The 19,014-nt window shown below is 72.5% G+C and carries 15 protein-coding genes and 2 pseudogenes; 10 read left to right on the forward strand and 7 right to left on the reverse strand.

The genetic code is table 11. From position 1 onward, the window contains the following. Window positions 1–3: 3 nt before the first annotated feature. Entirely contained in the window at window positions 4–912 is a 909-nt protein-coding gene (locus tag GA0070620_RS06135; RefSeq protein WP_091588965.1) for a hypothetical protein, read from the reverse strand. A 181-nt stretch (window positions 913–1,093) separates the two neighbouring features. Here GA0070620_RS06135 and GA0070620_RS06140 point away from each other — a divergent pair. From GA0070620_RS06140 to GA0070620_RS06170, 6 genes and pseudogenes are all read left to right on the forward strand, one after another. Then, window positions 1,094–1,822, forward strand: a pseudogene (locus tag GA0070620_RS06140) (RtcB family protein); the annotation flags it as partial. A gap of 617 nt (window positions 1,823–2,439) precedes the next feature. Next, window positions 2,440–3,912 (forward strand): group II intron reverse transcriptase/maturase, encoded by a 1,473-nt coding sequence (ltrA, locus tag GA0070620_RS06150; RefSeq protein ID WP_231921848.1) that lies wholly within the window; start codon window positions 2,440–2,442, stop codon window positions 3,910–3,912. Window positions 3,913–4,008: 96 nt separating this feature from the next. Continuing rightward, window positions 4,009–4,482: pseudogene (locus tag GA0070620_RS06155) on the forward strand (RtcB family protein); the annotation flags it as partial. Then, window positions 4,479–5,120, forward strand: a complete 642-nt coding sequence (gene prfH / locus GA0070620_RS06160) for a peptide chain release factor H (protein ID WP_091588966.1) — start codon at window positions 4,479–4,481, stop codon at window positions 5,118–5,120. The pseudogene GA0070620_RS06155 and the gene prfH, both read left to right, overlap by 4 nt. A gap of 415 nt (window positions 5,121–5,535) precedes the next feature. Continuing rightward, window positions 5,536–7,974 (forward strand): hypothetical protein, encoded by a 2,439-nt coding sequence (locus tag GA0070620_RS06165; protein ID WP_091588967.1) that lies wholly within the window; start codon window positions 5,536–5,538, stop codon window positions 7,972–7,974. Between the two features lie 192 nt (window positions 7,975–8,166). Further along, the gene (locus tag GA0070620_RS06170; protein ID WP_091588968.1) at window positions 8,167–8,907 is read left to right on the forward strand and encodes a hypothetical protein; all 741 of its coding nucleotides are present in this window, start codon (window positions 8,167–8,169) and stop codon (window positions 8,905–8,907) included. Between the two features lie 66 nt (window positions 8,908–8,973). On the opposite strand, the gene GA0070620_RS06175 is transcribed toward GA0070620_RS06170, so the two are convergent. The 3 genes from GA0070620_RS06175 to GA0070620_RS06185 are packed head-to-tail and all read right to left on the reverse strand — an operon-like array spanning window position 8,974 to window position 12,361. Then, window positions 8,974–11,172 carry an FtsX-like permease family protein gene (locus GA0070620_RS06175; protein WP_091588969.1) on the reverse strand — a complete coding sequence of 733 codons (2,199 nt, stop codon included), beginning with the start codon at window positions 11,170–11,172 and terminating at the stop codon, window positions 8,974–8,976. Continuing rightward, entirely contained in the window at window positions 11,169–11,840 is a 672-nt protein-coding gene (locus GA0070620_RS06180; RefSeq protein ID WP_091588970.1) for an ABC transporter ATP-binding protein, read from the reverse strand. Before GA0070620_RS06180 ends, GA0070620_RS06175 begins: the two co-directional genes overlap by 4 nt. Continuing rightward, a complete protein-coding gene (locus tag GA0070620_RS06185; protein ID WP_091598146.1) occupies window positions 11,837–12,361 on the reverse strand; it encodes a PadR family transcriptional regulator in 525 nt (174 codons plus the stop codon). Before GA0070620_RS06185 ends, GA0070620_RS06180 begins: the two co-directional genes overlap by 4 nt. Before the next feature lie 104 nt (window positions 12,362–12,465). Here GA0070620_RS06185 and GA0070620_RS06190 point away from each other — a divergent pair, with 104 nt between their 5' ends. Both GA0070620_RS06190 and GA0070620_RS06195 read left to right on the forward strand, forming a co-directional pair. Continuing rightward, window positions 12,466–13,236 carry a hypothetical protein gene (locus GA0070620_RS06190; RefSeq protein WP_157741546.1) on the forward strand — a complete coding sequence of 257 codons (771 nt, stop codon included), beginning with the start codon at window positions 12,466–12,468 and terminating at the stop codon, window positions 13,234–13,236. 71 nt (window positions 13,237–13,307) lie between these two features. Beyond that, complete coding sequence (locus GA0070620_RS06195) at window positions 13,308–14,051, forward strand: MBL fold metallo-hydrolase (RefSeq protein ID WP_091598149.1); 744 nt, start codon at window positions 13,308–13,310, stop codon at window positions 14,049–14,051. Window positions 14,052–14,123: 72 nt separating this feature from the next. On the opposite strand, the gene GA0070620_RS06200 is transcribed toward GA0070620_RS06195, so the two are convergent. Beyond that, window positions 14,124–15,020 (reverse strand): bile acid:sodium symporter family protein, encoded by an 897-nt coding sequence (locus GA0070620_RS06200; protein ID WP_091588972.1) that lies wholly within the window; start codon window positions 15,018–15,020, stop codon window positions 14,124–14,126. A gap of 143 nt (window positions 15,021–15,163) precedes the next feature. Between GA0070620_RS06200 and GA0070620_RS06205 the strand changes: the two genes are divergently transcribed. Next, window positions 15,164–15,856: a SanA/YdcF family protein gene (locus GA0070620_RS06205; protein WP_091588973.1), complete on the forward strand. Its 693-nt coding sequence runs from the start codon at window positions 15,164–15,166 to the stop codon at window positions 15,854–15,856. A 33-nt stretch (window positions 15,857–15,889) separates the two neighbouring features. Here the strand turns inward: GA0070620_RS06205 and GA0070620_RS06210 are convergent, their stop codons facing one another. Both GA0070620_RS06210 and GA0070620_RS06215 read right to left on the reverse strand, forming a co-directional pair. Then, window positions 15,890–16,807 (reverse strand): NAD-dependent epimerase/dehydratase family protein, encoded by a 918-nt coding sequence (locus GA0070620_RS06210; protein ID WP_091588974.1) that lies wholly within the window; start codon window positions 16,805–16,807, stop codon window positions 15,890–15,892. 89 nt (window positions 16,808–16,896) lie between these two features. Then, the gene (locus GA0070620_RS06215) at window positions 16,897–17,865 is read right to left on the reverse strand and encodes a hypothetical protein (protein WP_091588975.1); all 969 of its coding nucleotides are present in this window, start codon (window positions 17,863–17,865) and stop codon (window positions 16,897–16,899) included. Between the two features lie 176 nt (window positions 17,866–18,041). Here GA0070620_RS06215 and GA0070620_RS06220 point away from each other — a divergent pair, with 176 nt between their 5' ends. Further along, the gene (locus GA0070620_RS06220) at window positions 18,042–18,995 is read left to right on the forward strand and encodes an aminoglycoside phosphotransferase family protein (RefSeq protein WP_231922252.1); all 954 of its coding nucleotides are present in this window, start codon (window positions 18,042–18,044) and stop codon (window positions 18,993–18,995) included. Window positions 18,996–19,014: the final 19 nt, after the last annotated feature.

The following is a 19,014-nucleotide window of genomic DNA, read 5'->3' on the forward strand; positions in this document are numbered from 1 at the left end:
ACCCTACCCGCCGAGCTGCGCCACCACCGCCCTCAGCGCCTCCGGCACGCGGACCTGCGCGGTGCCACCGCCGTCACCCGGCACGACGCGTAGGGGGTGGAACTCATTGCCGTACCACCAGAAGACCTGGTCGGTGCACGGGTCGGACGCCGCCACGAACATCGAGCGGGCCACGCGGTCGAACGCCACCGCGGTGTCGAGCACCCGGGCGTCCACCCGGCGCAGCATGACCGCGCTGTAGCGGGGCGCGGCGACCAGCGCGCCGTGGTCGGCGGCGTCGCTGCCGGTGGCGTCGGTGCCAGCGGCGGGCAGGAACCGCTTGAGCGACATGAGCGTCGTCGTGACGAAGGGATTGCCGTCGGCGGCGAGCAGCCGGACCGCCGCCCCGTTGGGCAACGTGTGGTCGCGGACGTCGAGGGTGGCCAGTTCCTGCTGCACGGTCTGGCGGACGGCGAGCCGCACCAACTCCGTCGGCTCGACGCCCAGCTCGGCGGCCTGGGCGACGGTCAGCCGGTCCAGCCGGTCGGGCCGGTTGACCACCACCACGGCGGTGAAGCGCGCGCCGAACGGCATCGCGAGGTAGTCGTCGGCCTCGGCGGTCGCCGCCTCCGGGGTCAGCCGCAGCCGCAGCTGGGCGACGTCGGCCGGGCCGAGCTGAGGGGAGACCTCGTCGGGCATCTCGCGGCGGATCGCGGCCACCCAGTCGGCCAGCAGCTCCGGCCACGCCGGGCGGGGCCGGTCGGCGCACTGACGGACCAGCGGGACCAGCGAGACCCGGGCCCGCCCGCCGGGCACCGGGATGAGGATCTCGTCACGGTCGGGCGCGACGCGCGCTCCCGGCAGGAGGACCGGCAGGGCTTCCTCGACCAGGGCACGGACGCTGCCCGTCAGGTCCACGTTCGGCGACGCCACCGTGCCTTTCTACCACCGGCGGGCGACGGCCGCCCACCGCGGCGAAAGTCGGTTGCCGCCGGGCCGGGGCTCCGGGAAGGTGGGGCCATGACGTTCTGACGGATCGCCACCCCTGTTTCGCGACCGAGCCGCCGCCACCGCGCGCGGCCGTCGCGCCGTCCGTCCCTTCCCTCTCCGCGAAATGCGAGCGTCTGTGTCCGTACCCTCCCTCCGGCGTGGGTCCACGCCGGCCACCCTCACCGTGTTCGCCTCCCCCACCAGTTGGATCGAGTCCGACGCCCTCGCGCAGTGCCGTCAGGTGGCCGCCCTCGACGGGATGGTCCACGTCGCCGCCATGCCGGACCTGCATCCCGGCAAGGGCGCTCCCATCGGCGCCGCGATGGCGTCGACCGTGCTGTACCCGTTCCTGGTGGGCTCCGACATCGGGTGCGGGATCGCCGTGTTCCCGGTGCGGCTCCGGCGGGCGGTCCCCGAGAGGCTCGCCGGTCGCTTCCCCGACCTGGATCGCCCGCTGGACCCGGTGCGGGACGCCGACGACCCGGCCTGGTCGGTGCTGGACGGCGACGTGCCGGCGGGTCACCTCGACGGGCTCGGCACCGTCGGCCGGGGCAACCACTTCGTCGAGTTGTCCCGGGTCGGGACGGTCTTCGCTGCGGACCACGCGCGCCGCCTCGGGTTGGCCGTCGGTGACCTGGTGCTCATCGTCCACAGTGGCTCGCGAGGGCTGGGTGAGCGGATCCTGCGGGCGCACACCGAGGCCCACGGCGCCGGCCCCGCCGCCGACCCGGCCGCCTACCTGGCCCGGCACGACGACGCCGTCCGGTGGGGCTCGCTCAACCGGCGACTGTTGGCGGCCCGGGTCGCGTACGCGCTGGGGTTCGAGCCCACCGAGCCGATCGTCGACGAGTGCGTGCGCCAGGAAGCGCTGTAATCCCAGGTCAGCTCGCTGACCGAGGGGTGCAACACCGGGAAGGGATGAAAGGACCCTTCCGTCGGCCAGTCGCAGCTGGCCGGTGAAGCTGAGGACAGCCTGGTCCGGGAAACGCCGGGGAGGGTGGGAGCAGTCCTGACAACGACGGGACGGTCTGGCACTACCAGACAGGCCGGGTCCGGCAAGCGACGCGGAAAGGTGTACGAGAGGAACCGACGCATGATCCCCCGTAAGCGATGTACCAGCTCCAACCTGGTGGATATGGGCTGGGATGCAGTGCGTGACCACCACCGATCGATCGCGGTGGTCAACTCCGTAACCGTTAGGCATTCGACGGGAAGGAGGCCAGTGGGAAAGCCTGCGGCGTACCACTGGCGAAGCTGCCGGGGCAGAGTCGGGCACCTAATCCGTGAACCGGTGTGCAGTGAACCTGGGAACCATCCGTGGTCGCCCTACCGGCCGGACGTCCAGTCCGGTCGAGGGCAGGACCGTTGTCGTCTGACGGCCACGGGATGGGACGGAGGACCCGTAGTAGTCCGAGCGCGGGAAAGCCGCGTACATGGCGAAGGGGTCCAGCAAGTCAAGCAGTCGAAGATGTGGAATACCTGGAGGCATCGGTGAATACCGACGAATCGGCCCTGACTCTGCTTACCGCGGAGCGCCGGGTACAGGAGATCCAAGCCAAGCTGCACCGTTGGGCAACCGACGATCCTCGCAAGAAGTTCTGTGATCTGTTCAATCTCGTCACCGACCCGGCCTTCCTCATGGTGGCCTGGGATCGGGTGCGGGGTAACAAGGGCGCCAAGACCGCCGGGGTGGACGGCCATACCGCCGTGTCCATTCAGGTCGGGGTTGGAGTTGAGCGGTTCCTCGCCGAGCTTCGCAGCTCGGTGAAGGACCGCAGCTTCCAACCCTTACCGGTGCGTGAGCGGATGATCCCGAAGGCCGGCGGTAAGCTGCGCCGGCTCGGGATCGCCACGATCGCCGACCGGGTGGTCCAGGCGTCCTTGAAGCTGGTGTTGGAGCCGATTTTCGAGGCGGACTTCCTCCCGTGTTCCTACGGGTTCCGCCCCGGACGCCGGGCTCACGACGCGGTGGCCGAGGTGCAGTTCCTCACGACCAGTCAGCGCAGGTTCGACTGGGTGGTCGAGGGCGACATCAAGGCGTGTTTCGACGAGATCTCGCATCCGGCCCTCATGGACCGGGTGCGGGCACGGATCGGAGACAACCGGGTCTTGGCCCTGGTGAAGGCGTTCCTGAAGGCGGGCATCCTCACCGAGGAACGCGCCTTGCGGAAGACCGACGCCGGTACCCCACAGGGGTCGATCCTGTCCCCGCTGCTGAGTAACGTCGCCTTGTCGGTGCTGGACGAGTACATCGCCCACGCACCGGGTGGGCCGGGCATCAGCGCGCATTTCAGGGCGAAGCGACGTTCGCAAGGTCTGCCGAACTACCGCCTTGTGCGGTACGCGGACGACTGGTGCCTGATGATTACGGGCACCCGCGACGACGCCGAAGCCTTGCGGGATGAGATCGCCGAGGTCTTGGCCACGATGGGCCTACGCCTGTCACCGGACAAGACCTTGATCACCCACATTGACGAGGGGTTGAACTTTCTCGGCTGGCGCATCCAGCGCCACACCAAGAAGGGGACCAACCAGCGCTACGTCTACACCTACCCGGCGAAGAAGGCGCTCGCCAACATCACCGGGAAGATCAAGACGTTGTGTCGACAGACCACGAGCCAGGACCTGGCCGACCTGCTGCTCCCGCTGAATCGGGTGGTGCAGGGCTGGTGCACCTACTTCCGTCCCGGGGTGTCCTTCAAGACGTTCCAGTACCTACGCGCTTTCGTCTGGAAGCACGTATGGTCCTGGATCCGTCGTAAGCACCCCAAGACCAACTGGAAGGAACTCCGCCGTCGCTACTGCGGCGGCGGCTGGTGGCCCAGCAGTGACGGAGTCCGGCTGTTCGATCCCGGCAAGGTGCGTACCTACAGCTACCGATACCGGGGAGCAGCCATCCCGACTCCGTGGACCAGTCCGACGACGAGGACCGCGCTGCCCTGACGGGACTTGCGGAGAGCCGGATGCGTTGAGAGGCGCACGTCCGGTTCGGGAAGCGGTCAGGGAAAACCCACCGGTGGAAACACCGGCAGGGCGTCCCTGGCCGACTTTCACCACAACCTGGTCGAGGTCCGCGACGGGACCTACCTGCACCGTAAGGGGGCGGCCTCCGGCGACGGCCGTGACGTGCTCGTCGCCGGCACCCGCGGCACCCCGTCCTATCTGGTGGCGGGCCATGCCGGGCCGGATGCCAACCACTCGGTGGCACACGGCGCGGGCCGCAAGATGTCCCGCGCCGACGCCCTGCGCCGGGGTCGGGCCAAGCACACCGTCGAGGAGCTGCGCCGCACGCCCGTGGGTTCGGTGGTGGTGTGCGGCGACCGCCAACTGCTGTTCGAGGAGGCGCCGACGGCCTACAAGCGCATCGAGCAGGTGATCGCCGACCTCGAGAGCCACGGGTTGGCGACCCCGGTGGCCACCACCGTCCCCCTCGTGACCTACAAGACGCCCGACGTCGGCTCCGCGGCCCGACCGCAGCGCCGGGACGACCGTCGCGGACGGAGTCGCGGATGAGCGTCCATCTGCTCCTGTCCGCGGGACGCGGCCCGCGGGAGTGCGCCTGGGCGGTCGCGCGACTGCTGCACCGGCTGGAGACCGAGGCCCGCCTCCGGGGGGTGACCGTCGACCGGGTCGAGTCGGTCCCCGGCGACCGGGCCGGCACCTACCGGTCGGTGCTGCTGTCGGTCCGCGGCGCCGAGGCCGACGGGTTCGCCGACGCGTGGTCCGGCACCCTGTGCTGGCAGGCGCCCAGCCCGTACCGGGCGGGCGTCGGCCGTAAGAACTGGTACGTCGTCGCCCGCCGGTGTCAGGTGCACTCCCCCGTCGCGGCCTTCCGGGAGGAGGACGTCGAGGTCGTCGCCTGCCGCACGGGCGGGCCGGGCGGACAGCACCGGAACAAGGCCAGCACGGCGGTGCGGGCCACGCACCGGCCGTCCGGGCTCGTCGTCGTGGTCGACACCGAACGGCAGTACGCCCTCAACCGGCGCATCGCCCTGCGTCGGCTGCGGGAGCGCATCGAGCGCGGCGACGAGGCGGCGCGCCAGTGGAACACCGCCGCCCGGTGGCGCGTCCACGACGACCTCGTCCGCGGCGCTCCCCACCGCACGGAACGGCCCGACGCACGCGAATCGGAGAGCGGCTTTCCCCGATAACCATTCGGCAACAGGTCCGGACAGTGTGAACACATATCGTCGTCATTGCCTTGGCACGCATTTCCCGTGGCCGGGAATTGGCCAGTCGTTGTCCCACCGAATACGGTCGCCGGCGGCCGGAAGGCCGCTCGACGGCTGCCGCCAAGTCGACGCGTTCCTGTCCAGGAGACGACAATCCCCCGGCCGCGTCGGATAGCTGTCACCATCCTTCGCCACCTGGCACGGCAGCCCCGTTACCGGCCGGGCACGGGTGCCTCCCGGTCGTTCCGGATAAGCCCGACCATCACTTGTCGCCAACCGGTCAAAGGCTTTGTCGAACGACGCGGAATACGGATGCTCTCTCCGGGGCCCGAATCGCGGCCCGATCCAGACGAGGGCCGAAAGGAATGGCCCGACGATGGGGGGAGGAACATCAATGTTCAGTACGAAGGCCACCGGGCCCACGAGATCGGCGATCGCCGTTCTCGTGGGCCTCGTGGTGGCACTCGCGGGGGGCGCCACGCCGGCGTACGCCGTAGATCCGGGCGAGGCCGCCAAGGCCCGCACCACGCCCGCCTACCAGCTCGCCCGGGGCGAGACGTGCGGGTTGCGCCCGTCCGCGGGCAAGAGCCCGAAGGACGAGGCCGTGAGCTGCGTGGGCGTCGAGGCCAAGCTCGACCGCACCCCCGCCGTGGGTGAGACCGCCACGCTGCGGGTCACCGTGCGCGGCCAGGGAAAGATCGGGCCGAGTGACATCAGCATCACCCTGCCCGCCGAGTTGGAGTGGGTACGCGCGCCCGGCGAGCTGGGCGTCCAGGCGCAGCGCAGCGTCCAGCCGGAGCGGGCCGGCGCGGTGTCCGTCGCCCGGACGACCCGCGCGCTGCGCGCCGGCGAGGACGTCGCGTTCAGCGGGGTGGTGCGCGCCGTCAAGCCCGGCGCGGTGCAGATCCAGGCACGCGCGACCGCGCCGTACGGCACCGACGTCCAGGCGGGTCAGGACGACGTCTTCCTGACCATCGGCGAGAAGGCCGGGCTGTCCCGGTTCGGGCACGCCGCCGCCACGGGGGACAACACGACCGCGCGGGTGCCCAGCTCGGCCCGCGTGCCACGGTCGGCGGGGCAGACGCCGAAGAGCGTCGGCGTGCAGAACGTGGCCGGCGAGGCCCGCGCGGAGGCGACGGCCAAGGGCCTGTCCGTGATCGGTCCGCAGGCGGCGTGCGACACGCGGGTCGCCGGCAACTGGAGCTTCCAGGACCAGAACGGCGGCTGGCACAACCAGATGAACATGCAGGTGCAGGTGTGGGACGACGACGTCTTCGGCGACTCCCTGCTGGCCACCGGGGTGACCGACGGTGCCGGTAACTACAACATCTGCTTCGACTCGAAGTCCGAGGGCTTCCCGGACAGCGGCAACGCCGACATCTACGTCCGCTTCGTCACGTCGAACAACCTGTGGCGGGTGCAGCGCGGCGGCAACCCGCTGACGTTCACCACCGGCACGACCAACGACGTGCCCACCGGCAGCACCCTGAACCTGGGCTCGCTCACCGCCGCCGACGGGGCGCTGCAGCGCGGCCTGCACGCGTACGACTCGGCCAACGACGCCTGGCTGTGGGTGCCGAAGCCGAACAACCTGTGCTGGGACCAGGACGACGCGAGCTGCCGTCAGGTGGTCATCAACTGGGCGCCGGACTCGACCGACGGCACGTACTACAACCTGGGCAGCAACCAGGTCCACCTGGCCGCCGACGACCCGAACGCGCCGACGACGGTGGTGCACGAGATCGGCCACGCGGTGATGGACGACCTCTACAACGACAGCTTCCCGTCCGCGCCGAACTGCAACCCGCACAGCGTCACCGGCGCCAGCTCGGCGGGCTGCGCGTGGACGGAGGGCTGGGCCGAGTGGTTCCCGGCGACCGTCTACAACGACCCGTTCTTCCGCTGGCCGAGCGGCGCGTCCCTGAACCTGGAGAACGCGAGCTGGGGCAACGGCTGGGGCGAGGGTGACACCACCGAGGGTCGGGTGGCCGCCGCGCTGATCGACATCACCGACTCGACCAACGAGGGCACCTGGGACCGGTACGGCGAGGGCCCGTTCAACATCTGGACGACGTCCCGCCTGCACAACTCGGCGACCTTCGCGGCCTTCTGGAACGACCGGGCCGCCGACGGGTTCAACGTGGCCGACTCCGGCGCCCGCGCGTCGGTCTACCAGAACACGATCGACTACCAGTTCCGGGACCCGCTGGGCAACTACGCCCCGCTGACCCGCCCGACCCCGGCGCCGCCGCACAACTTCGGCTACTCGACGTCGTCACCGTACTGGTCGGTCGTGGCGCTGAAGCCGAACTCGGGCGACCTCGACCTGCAGCTCTACGACGACCGCGCACAGGGCGCCTACCTGTCGGGCAGCGCGTGGGGCGGCACGGCCGTCGACTTCGTCGCGGTGGACTCCAACCGACGGGCGCTGGGTGACTACTACCCGCGGGTGACCAACTGGTCCGGCGGTGGTGGTTACCGGGTCGAGCTCGCGCAGGGCTCGGCGGTGTTGAACGCGGGCAGCAGCGCGATCACGATGGGCACGAACAACGTGGTCACCGTGCGGGACGCGTACCTGACCGCCGGGGTGCCGGTCACCATCTCGGTGGCGGCCACGAACGTCGGGCAGGACGCCGAGCTGTTCGTCCTGGACAGCGACCCGGCCAACTCGGCGACCTGGATCCGCACCCGGTCCGGCGCGGTGGCGTCGGCCACGGGCGGCGGCGCCGGGGCGACCGAGACCGTCACCGTCACCCCGGTCCGCTCCGCCTGGTACGGCGTCGTGGTGATCAACAAGTCGGGCTCGGGGAACTACACCCTCACCCGGTCCTGACGGCCGGAGTCCGCGGCACGACCGGTCCGGGGGCGCCCGCCACGGCGCCTCCGGACCGCCGCGCGCCCGCAGCTGGTCCCGGGCACGCGTCGAGGTCCGGTCGGCCCGGTCCTCACCATCCGTCCCGGTTCGCGCGGAACCGGCGGCGCCGCCCGGGCGTCCGACGGAGGTACGTCCGACGTGGGAGGCGACATGCACCGAGGCGGGAAAACGACCCGGCTGGCCGTGGTGGCCGTGCTGGTGGCGGTCGCCGGCTGCGCCGGTCAGGGGGACGACGGGCCGGAGCCGCCGGCCGGAGGCGACGCGCTGGTGCTGCGGCTGACCGACCTGCCCGGCCTGCTCCCGCCCGGCGGGGCCGCCGCCCTGTCGCCGAGCTTCTCGCTGTTCGGCGACGGGCGGCTGATCAGCGCGCCCGCCGGTCCCGCCGACCACTGGCCCCGCCTCCGGGAGGACCGGGTGCCCCGCGACGACGTACGCGACCTGCTCCGCCGCGCGGTCGCGCTGCCCGACGGGTCGACGGGCGGTCATCCCGACGGACCCGTCACGCGGGTGGTCGTCGGCACGACCAGCGGGCCGCGGACCGTCACGGTCGACCGGGCCGACCCGGCACTCACCCGGCTGCGGACGTCGCTGGCCGGGTACGCCGACGGCCCACCGGTGCCCTACGAACCGACCGCGGTAGCGGTCATCGCGACGCCGGTCGACTCCCCGGCACCGGCACGGCCCTGGCCGTTGCCGACGTTGACCGGCGAGCCCCTCGGCGGCACCTCCGCCGGCTCGACCTGCCTGGTGCTGCGCGGCGCCGACCTCGACACGGTGCAGCGGCAGGCGGCCACCGCCGGTGCCGCCACGCCCTGGCGCGGCGGCGACCGGCTGTGGCAGGTCACGCCAAGGCCGCTGCTGCCGGACGAGGCCGGCTGCGCGGACCTGTGACGCGCCCGCTCGACCAGCGGCGCTCCGACGGGCGGATGTGCGAGTGACCGCGGCGCCGCAGGAGGGCTACTCGTTGCGGGCCGACTCCGGCCCGGTGACCCGGCCCAGCAGCGGCAGCGTCGAGGCGACGATGCCCAGCGACGCCAGCAGCCCGCCGGCGACCAGGAGGTAGTAGGACGGGCCGGGAGCCAGCAGCGGGTAGCCCAGTTGCGCCCGCAGGAACAGGTGCGCGGCGAGGAATCCCATCGCGATCGCCACCGCCGCCACGAGCAGCAGCGGCGCGACGGTTTCCAGCGCGACCACGCGGCGCAGGGTGCGTAGCCGCACGCCGGTGAGCCGCAGCAGGCTGAAGGGTCGGCGTCGGTCGCTGAGGCCACCGGCCACGCTCATCGCCAGGCTGCACCCGGCGATCGGCAGGCTGGCCAGCGTGACCACGTTGGCCAGTTGCTGGAACTGGGTGAACGCTCGCGCGGAGCTCGACGCCCATTCGGCGGTGCTGGCCGGGAACCGGCCGGTCGGGAACGCGTCGACCAGCATCGTCCGGGCCCGCTCGAACGCGGCGCGGTCGGTGGTGTCGACGACCACCGACAGGATCGGCTGCCGGTCGATGTCGGCCAGGTCGAGGTCGGCGGCCTCCCACACGTACGTGTCGTTGGTGAGGTCGAACGCGCGCATGCCGACGAGGTCGTCGGTCACGCTCGCCACCCGCGCCCCCGGCGGGCAACTGCCGTAGACCTGGAGGCGGTCCAGCTCCGCGCAGGTGATCACGCCCTGCCACCCGTGCGGGTCCGGGTTGCGGTGCACCAGAGTGACGCTGCGGACGCCGGGAACCGTCGCGAGCGCGGCGGGGATCTGCGCGGCCGTCGGCGGCGGGCCGTCCTCGGGCCGGAACCACTTCGACAGCGACGTGGCGGCCACCGAGTCGGTGGGCGGCTCCCCCCGGTTGGCGATGTAGGTGGTGATCGTGCCGGTCGCCACGCTGGTCACGAACAGCGCCACGATCAGCCCACTGACCGAGCGGAACCCCGCCCGCGGGTTGTCCGACAGGCGCCGTGCGGCGATCAGGGTGGCCGGGCGACCGGCCCGGGCGGCCAGCAGCCGCGCGCTGACCATGGTCAGCCACGGCCCGGCCAGCAGCAGCCCGACGAGGATGAGAAGGAACCCGGAGAGGTACGCGGTGAGCTGTCCGTTGGTCGTGGGCGGCCGACGGCCGACGAAGTAGGTCAGTTCGGCGACCCCGACGACGAGCGGGACCAGCCGCCAGGCGCGCGGCGGTTTAGGGGTGACCCGGCGGCTGACCCCCAGCGGTGAGATCTGCACCCGTCGCAGGGCCAGCCAGGACGCGACGACGGCGCCGAGCGGGATGCCGACCGCCACGAGCAGCACGTCGGCGAGGGTGAGCGACAGGTCGGCGGTGAAGAACCGCTCGCCGGTGAACGGGATCACGGCGAGGCCGGGCCGGACGGCGAGGAACACGCCGAACCCGGCCAGGGTGCCGGCCGCCGCCGCCACGGTCGACTCGACCGCCGAGATGACGGTGATCTGCCGTGGCGTGGCGCCGAGCAACCGCATCGCGGCGAAGCGCTGCTCCCGACGGGCGGCGGCCAGCCGCGTCGCGGTGCCGATGAAGACGAGCACCGGGAAGAGGAGCGCGGCGGCGACGACGGAGAGCACGAGGACCATGCCGTCGCGGTTGATCCCCACGTAGCAGCCGCTGCGGCAGTCACTCGGCGACGTCGTCATGATCTGGCTGACCCGCTGGGCGCCCAGCCGTTCCAGGTCGGCCGGGGTGCGGCCGATGACGATCAACAGGGAGTCGGGGGACGGCAGGGCGGCCTGGCCGATCGTGCCGACCTCGCGTCCGGGGAACCGGTCGCCGAGTTCGGCGGCGGGCGTGGCCCGCAGCAGGTCGGCCAGGGCGGGCGAGACGTAGAACTCCCCCGGCGCGGGCAGGCGCGGGATGCCGGGCGGGACGGGGGCGTCCGGTCCCGACGATCCGACCTCGACCCGCCCGATGGACCGGCCACGGTGGAAGTCCTCGCGGATCATCCACCACAACCGGTCGGCGGACGGGTCCGGGGAGGCCGGGACGGCGGCCGTGTTCAGCCAGCCGTAGCGCTGGTTCTGCGCGTCGACCGCGTTCATGCCGGCGAGCGTCGCGAGGAGCATGCCGACGCCGAGCGCCACCGCGGTGGCGATGACGAGGAGCCGGGTGGCGGCCTCCCGGCCACCGGAGAGGGTCAACCGCAGCGCGAGCCGGATCATGCGCGCACCAGCGCGTTCACCTTGCCGTCGCGGACGATGACCTGGCGGTCGGCGTACGCGGCGACGCGGGCGTCGTGGGTGACGAGCACGACCGTGGTGCCCTGCTCCCGGGCCGCCGTGACGAGCAGGTCCATCACCTGCTCGCCGGTGAGCGAGTCGAGTGCGCCGGTCGGCTCGTCGGCGAACAGGACGCCCGGCCGGGCGACCAGGCCCCGGGCCAGCGCGACCCGCTGTGCCTGCCCGCCGGACAGCTCACCGGAGCGTCGCCCCTGCAGTCCGGCGAGGCCGAGCCGGTCGAACCACGGTTGGGCCTCCCGGAGCGCGGCGGCCCGTCGGACGCCGCCGAGCAGCAGCGGCAGCGCCACGTTCTCCTCCACGGTCAGCTCGGGCACGAGTTGCCCGAACTGGAAGACGAACCCGAAGTGGTCGCGGCGAAGGGCGCTGCGCCGGGTCTCGCTCAGGGTGTCGATGCGCCGACCGTCAAAGTGGATCTCGCCGCGATCGGGGACGAGGATGCCGGCCAGGCAGTGCAGCAGGGTGGACTTGCCGGAGCCGCTCGGGCCCATGACCGCGACGATCTCGCCCGGGGCCACGGACACGTTCGCACCGCGCAGGGCCGGCGTCTCGCCGAAGGACAGGGCGACGTCGCGGGCCTCGACGCCGGTCACCGTCGCACCATCTCTCGGAGGGCGTCCAACCGGGCGACCGTGGTGTCGATCCAGTGCAGGTCGGCCTCCAGGTGGAACAGGCCGTGGTCGGCGAGCATGGTGTCCACGAGGTTGCCGGTGCGTCGGATCTCGGTGAGCTCGGTCATCCGTCGCAGGTGGGTGGCGCGTTGCGTGTCCAGGTAGGTCTCGGCCGGGCGGTCGAGCATGAGGGCCAGCACGACCTTGGTGAACAGCACGGTCTGCAGGTTGGGCTCGGCCTCGACCGGCTCGGTCAGCCACGACTCGAACTCGGTCGCCCCGAGCTCGGTGATGACGTAGCGCTTCCGGTCGGGACCCACGCCGGGCTCGACGTCCCCGATGACGATCTTGCCGTCGCGGGTCAGCCGGCCGAGGGTCGCGTAGACCTGGCCGAACGGCAGCGGCTTGCCCCGGTTGAAGAAGGAGTCGTAGTCGCGCTTCAGGTCGTAGCCGTGGCTGGGCTCGCGTTCGAGCAGGCCGAGAAGGGTCATGGGAACGCTCATGCCGCACACCATACCCCGGGTGTATACCTCGCGTATATACATCGAGCGTAGGCCTTCCGAGAGGGAATCCACCGGGCCCACGCGCGGGCGCTAGGGTGCCGTGCGTGGTGGTCGAGGGTTTCGTGTACGTCGTGGCGGACCGGCCCGGCCCGATGGCGGGCGCCGGAGTGGGCGAACGGGTCCGCATACCCTCCTGGGCACCACCGTGGATCGTGGTCGACCACCGGCTGGACCGCGTCCTCGCGGGACGCTGGCCGGGCCGACTGTTCCGCGTCCGAAGCGTCCCGCCCGAAAGCGACGAGGAACGGGACGCCCTGGCCCGGGCCGCGCGGAACCTGGGCGCCGACGCGGGCTACACGCGTGTGTCCGCCGTGGACGTGCTGGAGGAGTTGCGGCCGGGGCTGCTGTTCGGTCCGCACGGTGACGCGGTCGTCGACGTTCTGGAGCACGCCCGGCTGCTCACCGAGCCGGCTGCCCGCGCGCTGGCCGCCGCGCGCCCACCGGGGGCCGACGACGCGTACGACCGCGCCTGGCGACGCTGGTTGGACGCGCAGGCCGGCGGCGCGGCCTACCAGGACGACGACCACCGCGGCGTCCTCGCGATACCGGGTGTCGGTCCCGGCCGGTCGCCGATCGGATCCGGCCTCGTCGCGGTCTGGACGTGCGTGGTCGACAGCGCCCGACGGCGCGTCGGGCCGGCCGCGTTCACCGTCCAGACGGACGACGGCGAGGAGGACGAGGTGCTGCTGGACCCCTGGCGCACCGCCGGCGGCGCTCTGCTCGACGCGGCTCTGGCCCTCGGCGCACCCGATCTGGTCGACGCCGCGGACGCGGCCGTGCTCACCGCGGCGTGGCGGGCCGTCGACCGGCCGTGAACGCGCGCCGGGCCGCCGCCGGCGAGGTGAAGCGGCCCGGCGGGGACGGGCCGGCCGGTACAGTCGCGAGGATGCGGATCACCGTCCTCGGCGGATGCGGCGCCTGGCCCGAGGCGGGCCAGGCGTGCAGCGGCTACCTCGTCGAGCAGGACGGCTTCCGGCTGCTCGTCGACCTCGGTTACGCCGTGTTCCCGCGGCTCCTGGAACACCTGACCGCCGACCAGGTCGACGCCGTGTACGTCAGCCACGGACACCCCGACCACTGCGCCGACCTCAACCCGCTGCTGCGGGCCCGCACGCTCCGCGACGACCCGCCCCCTCCCCTACCGGTGTACGCGCCACCGCGCGCCCTGGACGCCGTGCTGGCGCTGGACCGTCCGGGCATGCTGGACTCCGCGTACGCGCTGCACGAATTCACTCCGGGCGACGACCTCGACATCGGTCCGTTCCGCGCGCACACCCGGCTCCTGCCGCACTGGGTACCGAACGCCGGCGTACGACTCTCGGCGGGCGGCCGGGTCCTCGCCTACACCGGTGACAGCGGCCCCAGCCCCGACGTCGTCGACCTCGCCCGGGCGGCCGACCTGCTGGTCGCCGAGGCGAGCTACCTGCACGACGTGCCGGAGGACTCGGTCGGCTTCCAGTCGAGCGCGCGCGAGGCGGGTCTTCAGGCCACCCAGGCCGGGGTAGGCCGCCTGCTGTTGACCCACGTGCTGCCCGGCACGGTGCACGCCGCCGCCCGGGCCGCGGCCCGCGCCGAGTACGACGGCGAGGTCGACGTCGCCGCCGCGAACGTGGTCGTCGACCTGCCGTAGGCACCCGGATCGCGGCCGACGGCGTCCGGTGCGCCGCCGACCGGCCGTGCGCCATCCGCCGGCCGGGCCGGCTCAGGCCGGGGCGGACTCGTCCACGACGGCGGCCGGCCGGGTGCCGACCCGCGTGACCAGGTAGCCGAAGGCCGCCGCGGTGAAGAACATGACGATGCCGTAGACCGCCCCCGGAATTGCCATCCGGGTGTTGTCGAGCAGTGCCGGGCTGAGCGCGATCGTGATGGCGAGGGTGCTGTTGTGGATACCGATCTCGAACCCGGCGGCCGTGGCGGCGCGCCGGTCGACGCCGGCGGCGCGGGGTACGCCGTACCCGACCGCGAGGCTCACCACGTTGAACGCCAACACAGCCAGGCCGACCGAGACGAAGTAGTCGGCGATGTTCTCGCGCTCGCCGAGCACGGCGCCGGCGACCACCGCCACGAGCACGACGACGGACAGGATCCGCACCGGCCGGTTCAGGCGTTCGGCGAGGCGCGGCAGCCGGGCCCGCAGCAGCATGCCGATCGCGACCGGGACGAGCACGATGGCGAACACCTGGAGCACCTTGTCGAACTGCAGGCCGATGCTCCGGCCGTCGCCCAGGAAGTGCGACGCGGACAGGTTCACCACGACCGGCAGCGTGAACACGGCCAGCACCGAGTTGACGGCGGTGAGGGTGATGTTCAGCGCGACGTGCCCGCCGAACAGGTGGCTGTAGAGGTTGGCGGTGGTGCCGCCGGGCGAGGCGGCCAGCAGCATCATGCCCACGGCCAACTCCGGTGGCAGGTCGAAGGCGAGCACCAGGGCGAAGCAGATCGCGGGCAGCAGCAGCATCTGGCACACCAGCGCGATGACGGCCGCCCTCGGATGCTGGGCCACTCGCCGGAAGTCCGCGGTGGTCAGTCCGAGGCCGAGACCGAGCATGATGATGCCGAGGGCGATGGGCAGGCCGATGAGGGTCAGCGCCGAATCCATGCCACATCGTTACCACCCGGTAACGACCTCACAATCCCCCATGTGGACGGGGACGACGCACGGCCCCGCTACGCTGTCTCCCCTGCGGCGGGGGGCGGAAGGAGTCGGACGGTGGCGGTCACGATCGTCGGCGGGGGTCTCGCGTGACCGAGGCGACCTCGCCAGCCCGGCCGCCGCGGCAGCGGCGTCGACGTCTCCTCCGGATCGCGGTGCTGGGCGTGGTCCTGCTGCTCCTCAGCAGTGTTCCCTGGCTCTGGACGACCGTCGCGGCGCGCGGCCACCTGCACGACGAGGCCGGTGCGCCGACCGCCGACGTCGTGCTCGTGCTCGGCACCGAGGTGGCGGAGGACCGGCGCCAACCGGGCGAACGGCTCGCCGGGCGCCTGGAGACCGCCGCCGAACTGGTCCGCCAGGGTCGGGCCCGGGTGGTCCTCGTCTCCGGCGACGGGGGCGGCGCGTCCGGTGACGAACCGACGGTGATGGCCGCGTACCTGACCCGGCTCGGTGTCGACCCGGCGCGCATCGTCGCCGACCCGTTCGGCCTGGACACCTACGACAGCTGCGCCCGGGCCCGGCAGGTGTACGGGGTGCGGCGCGCGCTGGTCGTGACCCAGTCCTACCACGTGTCCCGGGCGGTCACGCTCTGCCGGCACCTCGGCGTCGAGGCCGACGGGGTGACCGCCCGCTGCGGCGACTGCGGGCCCGCCCTGCTGGTCGAGAAGTCCGTACGCGACTACCTAGCCAGCGGCAAGGCGGCGTGGGACGTGGTCAGCGGCCGCCCGCCGGCGGTGCGCTCGGCGGAGGACCCGGCAGTCCGGGACGCCCTCACCCGCTGACCCGTACGTCGGTCGGCGGCGACACCCGGCGTCTCAGGCCGACCCGGGGGCGGCCCCGTCGTCGACGTGGTCACGCCACGAGTGCCGGGGTTCGTAGCCCAGCACCCGTCGGGCCTTGTCGATGCTGAGCAGCGTCTCGTGCTCGCCGAGCGCCTTGCGGATCGGCACCCCCGGGTAGACCTCGGCCATCAGGCCGGCGCTGGACCGGCTCATCACCGTGTCGGCGTTGGCGATGACGAAGACGTCGGCACCCGGCACGTCGTGGACCAGGGCCCGCTCGACCGCCTGGGCGCCGTCGCGGGCGTCGATGTAGCCCCACAGGTTCCAGCGGCGCAGCGCCGGGTCGGCGTCGAAGGACGGGAACGCCGCGTAGTCCGCGACCTCCATGACGTTGGAGAACCGCAGGCCCACCATGACCAGGTCGGGATCCCAGCGGCAGAAGTGCCGCGCCATCTCTTCCTCGAGCGCCTTGTTCAGGGAGTACGTCGACTCCGGTCGCGGCGCGTACTCCTCGTCCACCGGGGCGTACGGCGGCGGGGTGTCGAACGGCAGCCCGAGCACGGTCTCGCTGGACGCCCACACCACCCGCTTGATCCCCGCGGCCCGGGCCGCGGCGAACACGTTGTACGTCGCCGCGGAGTTGTTCGCGAACGTGCTCGCGTTGCTCGTCAGGCCCGGGGCCGGCACCGCGGCCAGGTGCACGACGGCGTCGACCGTCCCGCCGTGCTCGTCGGTGCCGCCGGTGAACGCCTCGATCACCTGGCCGTAGTCGGTCAGGTCGACGAGCAGGAACTCGCCCCCGACGTCGCGGGGGTCACGCCCGCCGACCCGGTCCACCGCCAGCACCTCGACGCCGCGGCCGCGCAGGTGCGCGACCACCACGCGACCGAGCTTGCCGGCGGCGCCGGTGACGACGACACGTCTGGGAAGGTGCGGAGCAGCCTCAGTCATACCGCCATCCTCCCCGGGTCGGGTGCCGCCGGGACTCGCGGGGTGCTCGGCGGTCGCCGGGCGCGGGACCGCCCGGCGACCGCCGGTGGTCACTGCTGGAAGTGACCGGGGCCGAGGATCTGCCAGGCGGGCGCGGCCGGCTCGGTGACCGACCGGAACGGCACGGTGAAGCTCAACGCCTGCTTCGCCGAGCGCTTGATCGTCCAGAGCTTGGACCGGCTGCCGGCGTGCTCCCAGGCGATGCCCTGCCCCTCCACCCCGGGCAGCGTGACGGTGGCGGCCCAGACCAGCTCCGAACCGGCGGCCGGCAGCGTCATCACGTACGCCTCACCGAGGTCGTGGCCGGTGAGCCAGAGCCGGCCGTCCGGCCCCCAGGAGCCACCGGAGTTGCTCATCGGCTTGAACCGGTCGAGGATCGGCTTGGGGATGGTCCACGCCTCGACGACCTGGAAGTGGTCGTCCATCTTGACCACCTGCGTCTGGTAGGTCTCACCGTACGGCTCGGTGCCGCCGTCGGGGATCTCGTCGTAGTTGGCGAAGCCCGCCCACCAGGCCCCGTCGTGGCGGTCCAGCCAGGTCAGCGAGCCACGGAAGATTCCGAAGCTGAACGTGTCGAGGTGCCGCATGGTCCGGGTGTCGAAGACCTCGATGGAGCTCTCCATCGGCGACTCGTCGTAGTTGGAGTGCGAGGCGTACAGCTTGCCGTCGACCACGACGGCGCTGTCCAGGTGGATGATCGGGCCCTCGGGGTCGGAGACGAACTGCAGCAGCGGCTTGCCGGTGGCCTTGTCGTGCTTGGTGATGCTGCGGTTGTCGACCACGTAGAAGTACCGGTCGTCGACGGCGACGCCCTGCCGCGCGTCGAACGCGTCGTAGGCGTGGGCCAGGGTCGCCGACAGGACCGGCGGCTGGGCGGTCGTCGTGGGCGCGCCGGCGGGGACCGCGCCGGTGAGCGTCGGCGCGGACGCCGGAACGGGGACCAGACCGGCGGCGAGGGCCACCGCGCCGGCGGCGGCCGTGGTGGCCAGGCCGGCGACGATCCGGGTACGGGTAGACATGGTTCTCCTCCGCGACGGGTGGAACGGGTGCGCCGGGGTGGCGCCCTGCCGACCCTGCTCCGCGCGGTGCTCCATCCCCCGAACCCGAAGGAGCGACCCGGTTAATTGATCATGAAGGGGTTACCGGTGCGCTAAATCGGTTGGCCGTCCGTGGCCGGTGTCATGCAATGGGCGGCGTGACCCACCGAGATCTGGACGATCGGTCGGCGGCGGACGACGCACCGTCGGCGCCGATGCACGAGGACCAGCTCCACATCGACGCCGCGACGGTGCGCAAGCTGGTGGGCGAGCAGTTCCCGAGGTGGCGGGACCTGCCGGTCCAGCGTGTCGGCGCGCACAGCACCGTCTACGCCGTCTTCCGGATCGGCGACCGGTTCGCCGCGCGGTTCCCGCTGCAGGGGCGGGACGGTGCGGCGGTGCGCCGCTGGCTGGAGTCCGAGGCGGACGCCGCCCGGAAGTTGCTGGGCCGGACCCGGTTCCCCACCCCGGAGCCGGTCGCCGTCGGGGAGCCCGGCGCGGGCTACCCCCTGCCGTGGTCCGTGCAGACGTGGCTTACCGGTGCCGTCGCCACCGAGGAGGACCCGGGGGACTCCGTCCCCTTCGCGCACGACCTGGCCGAGTTCATCGACGGCGTCCGGGCGATCGACACCGAGGGACGCACCTTCGCGGGCCAGGGCCGTGGGGGCGAGCTGCCCGCGCACGACGAGTGGCTGCACACCTGCTTCCGGGAGAGCGAAGGACTGCTGGACGTCCCGCTGCTACGCGGGTTCTGGGCGCGGATGCGGGAGCTGCCGCGAGGTGGGACACCGGACCGGATGACCCACGGGGACCTCATCGCGGGAAACGTCCTCGTCCGGGACGGGCGGTTGGCGGGGGTGCTCGACGTGGGTGGGGCGGGGCCGGCCGACCCCGCGCTGGACCTCATCAGCGCCTGGCAACTGCTCGAAGCCGGTCCCCGTCAGGCGTTGCGGCGCCGGCTCGGCTGCGACGACCTGGAGTGGGAGCGCGGCCGGGCGTGGGCCTTCGCGCAGGCGATGGGCCTGGTCTGGTACTACCGGCGGACCAACCCGGTGATGTGCGCGGTGGGCCGGCGCGCGATCGCGCGGATCGTCGCCGACCCACCGGCCTGAGCCGTGGACCAGGTGCCGG

The sequence above is a fragment of the Micromonospora krabiensis genome, from assembly GCF_900091425.1.
GTDB lineage: Bacteria > Actinomycetota > Actinomycetes > Mycobacteriales > Micromonosporaceae > Micromonospora > Micromonospora krabiensis.

Excerpts from the sequence above, each read along its gene's own strand:
- GA0070620_RS06185 (WP_091598146.1), bottom strand. The coding sequence starts at position 12,361 with ATGAGCGTTCCCATGACCCTTCTCGGCCTGCTCGAACGCGAGCCCAGC.
- GA0070620_RS06200 (WP_091588972.1), bottom strand. The coding sequence starts at position 15,020 with ATGGATTCGGCGCTGACCCTCATCGGCCTGCCCATCGCCCTCGGCATC.
- GA0070620_RS06210 (WP_091588974.1), bottom strand. The coding sequence starts at position 16,807 with ATGACTGAGGCTGCTCCGCACCTTCCCAGACGTGTCGTCGTCACCGGC.
- GA0070620_RS06170 (WP_091588968.1), top strand. The coding sequence starts at position 8,167 with ATGCACCGAGGCGGGAAAACGACCCGGCTGGCCGTGGTGGCCGTGCTG.
- GA0070620_RS06165 (WP_091588967.1), top strand. The coding sequence starts at position 5,536 with ATGTTCAGTACGAAGGCCACCGGGCCCACGAGATCGGCGATCGCCGTT.
- prfH (WP_091588966.1), top strand. The coding sequence starts at position 4,479 with ATGAGCGTCCATCTGCTCCTGTCCGCGGGACGCGGCCCGCGGGAGTGC.
- GA0070620_RS06195 (WP_091598149.1), top strand. The coding sequence starts at position 13,308 with ATGCGGATCACCGTCCTCGGCGGATGCGGCGCCTGGCCCGAGGCGGGC.
- GA0070620_RS06175 (WP_091588969.1), bottom strand. The coding sequence starts at position 11,172 with ATGATCCGGCTCGCGCTGCGGTTGACCCTCTCCGGTGGCCGGGAGGCC.
- GA0070620_RS06215 (WP_091588975.1), bottom strand. The coding sequence starts at position 17,865 with ATGTCTACCCGTACCCGGATCGTCGCCGGCCTGGCCACCACGGCCGCC.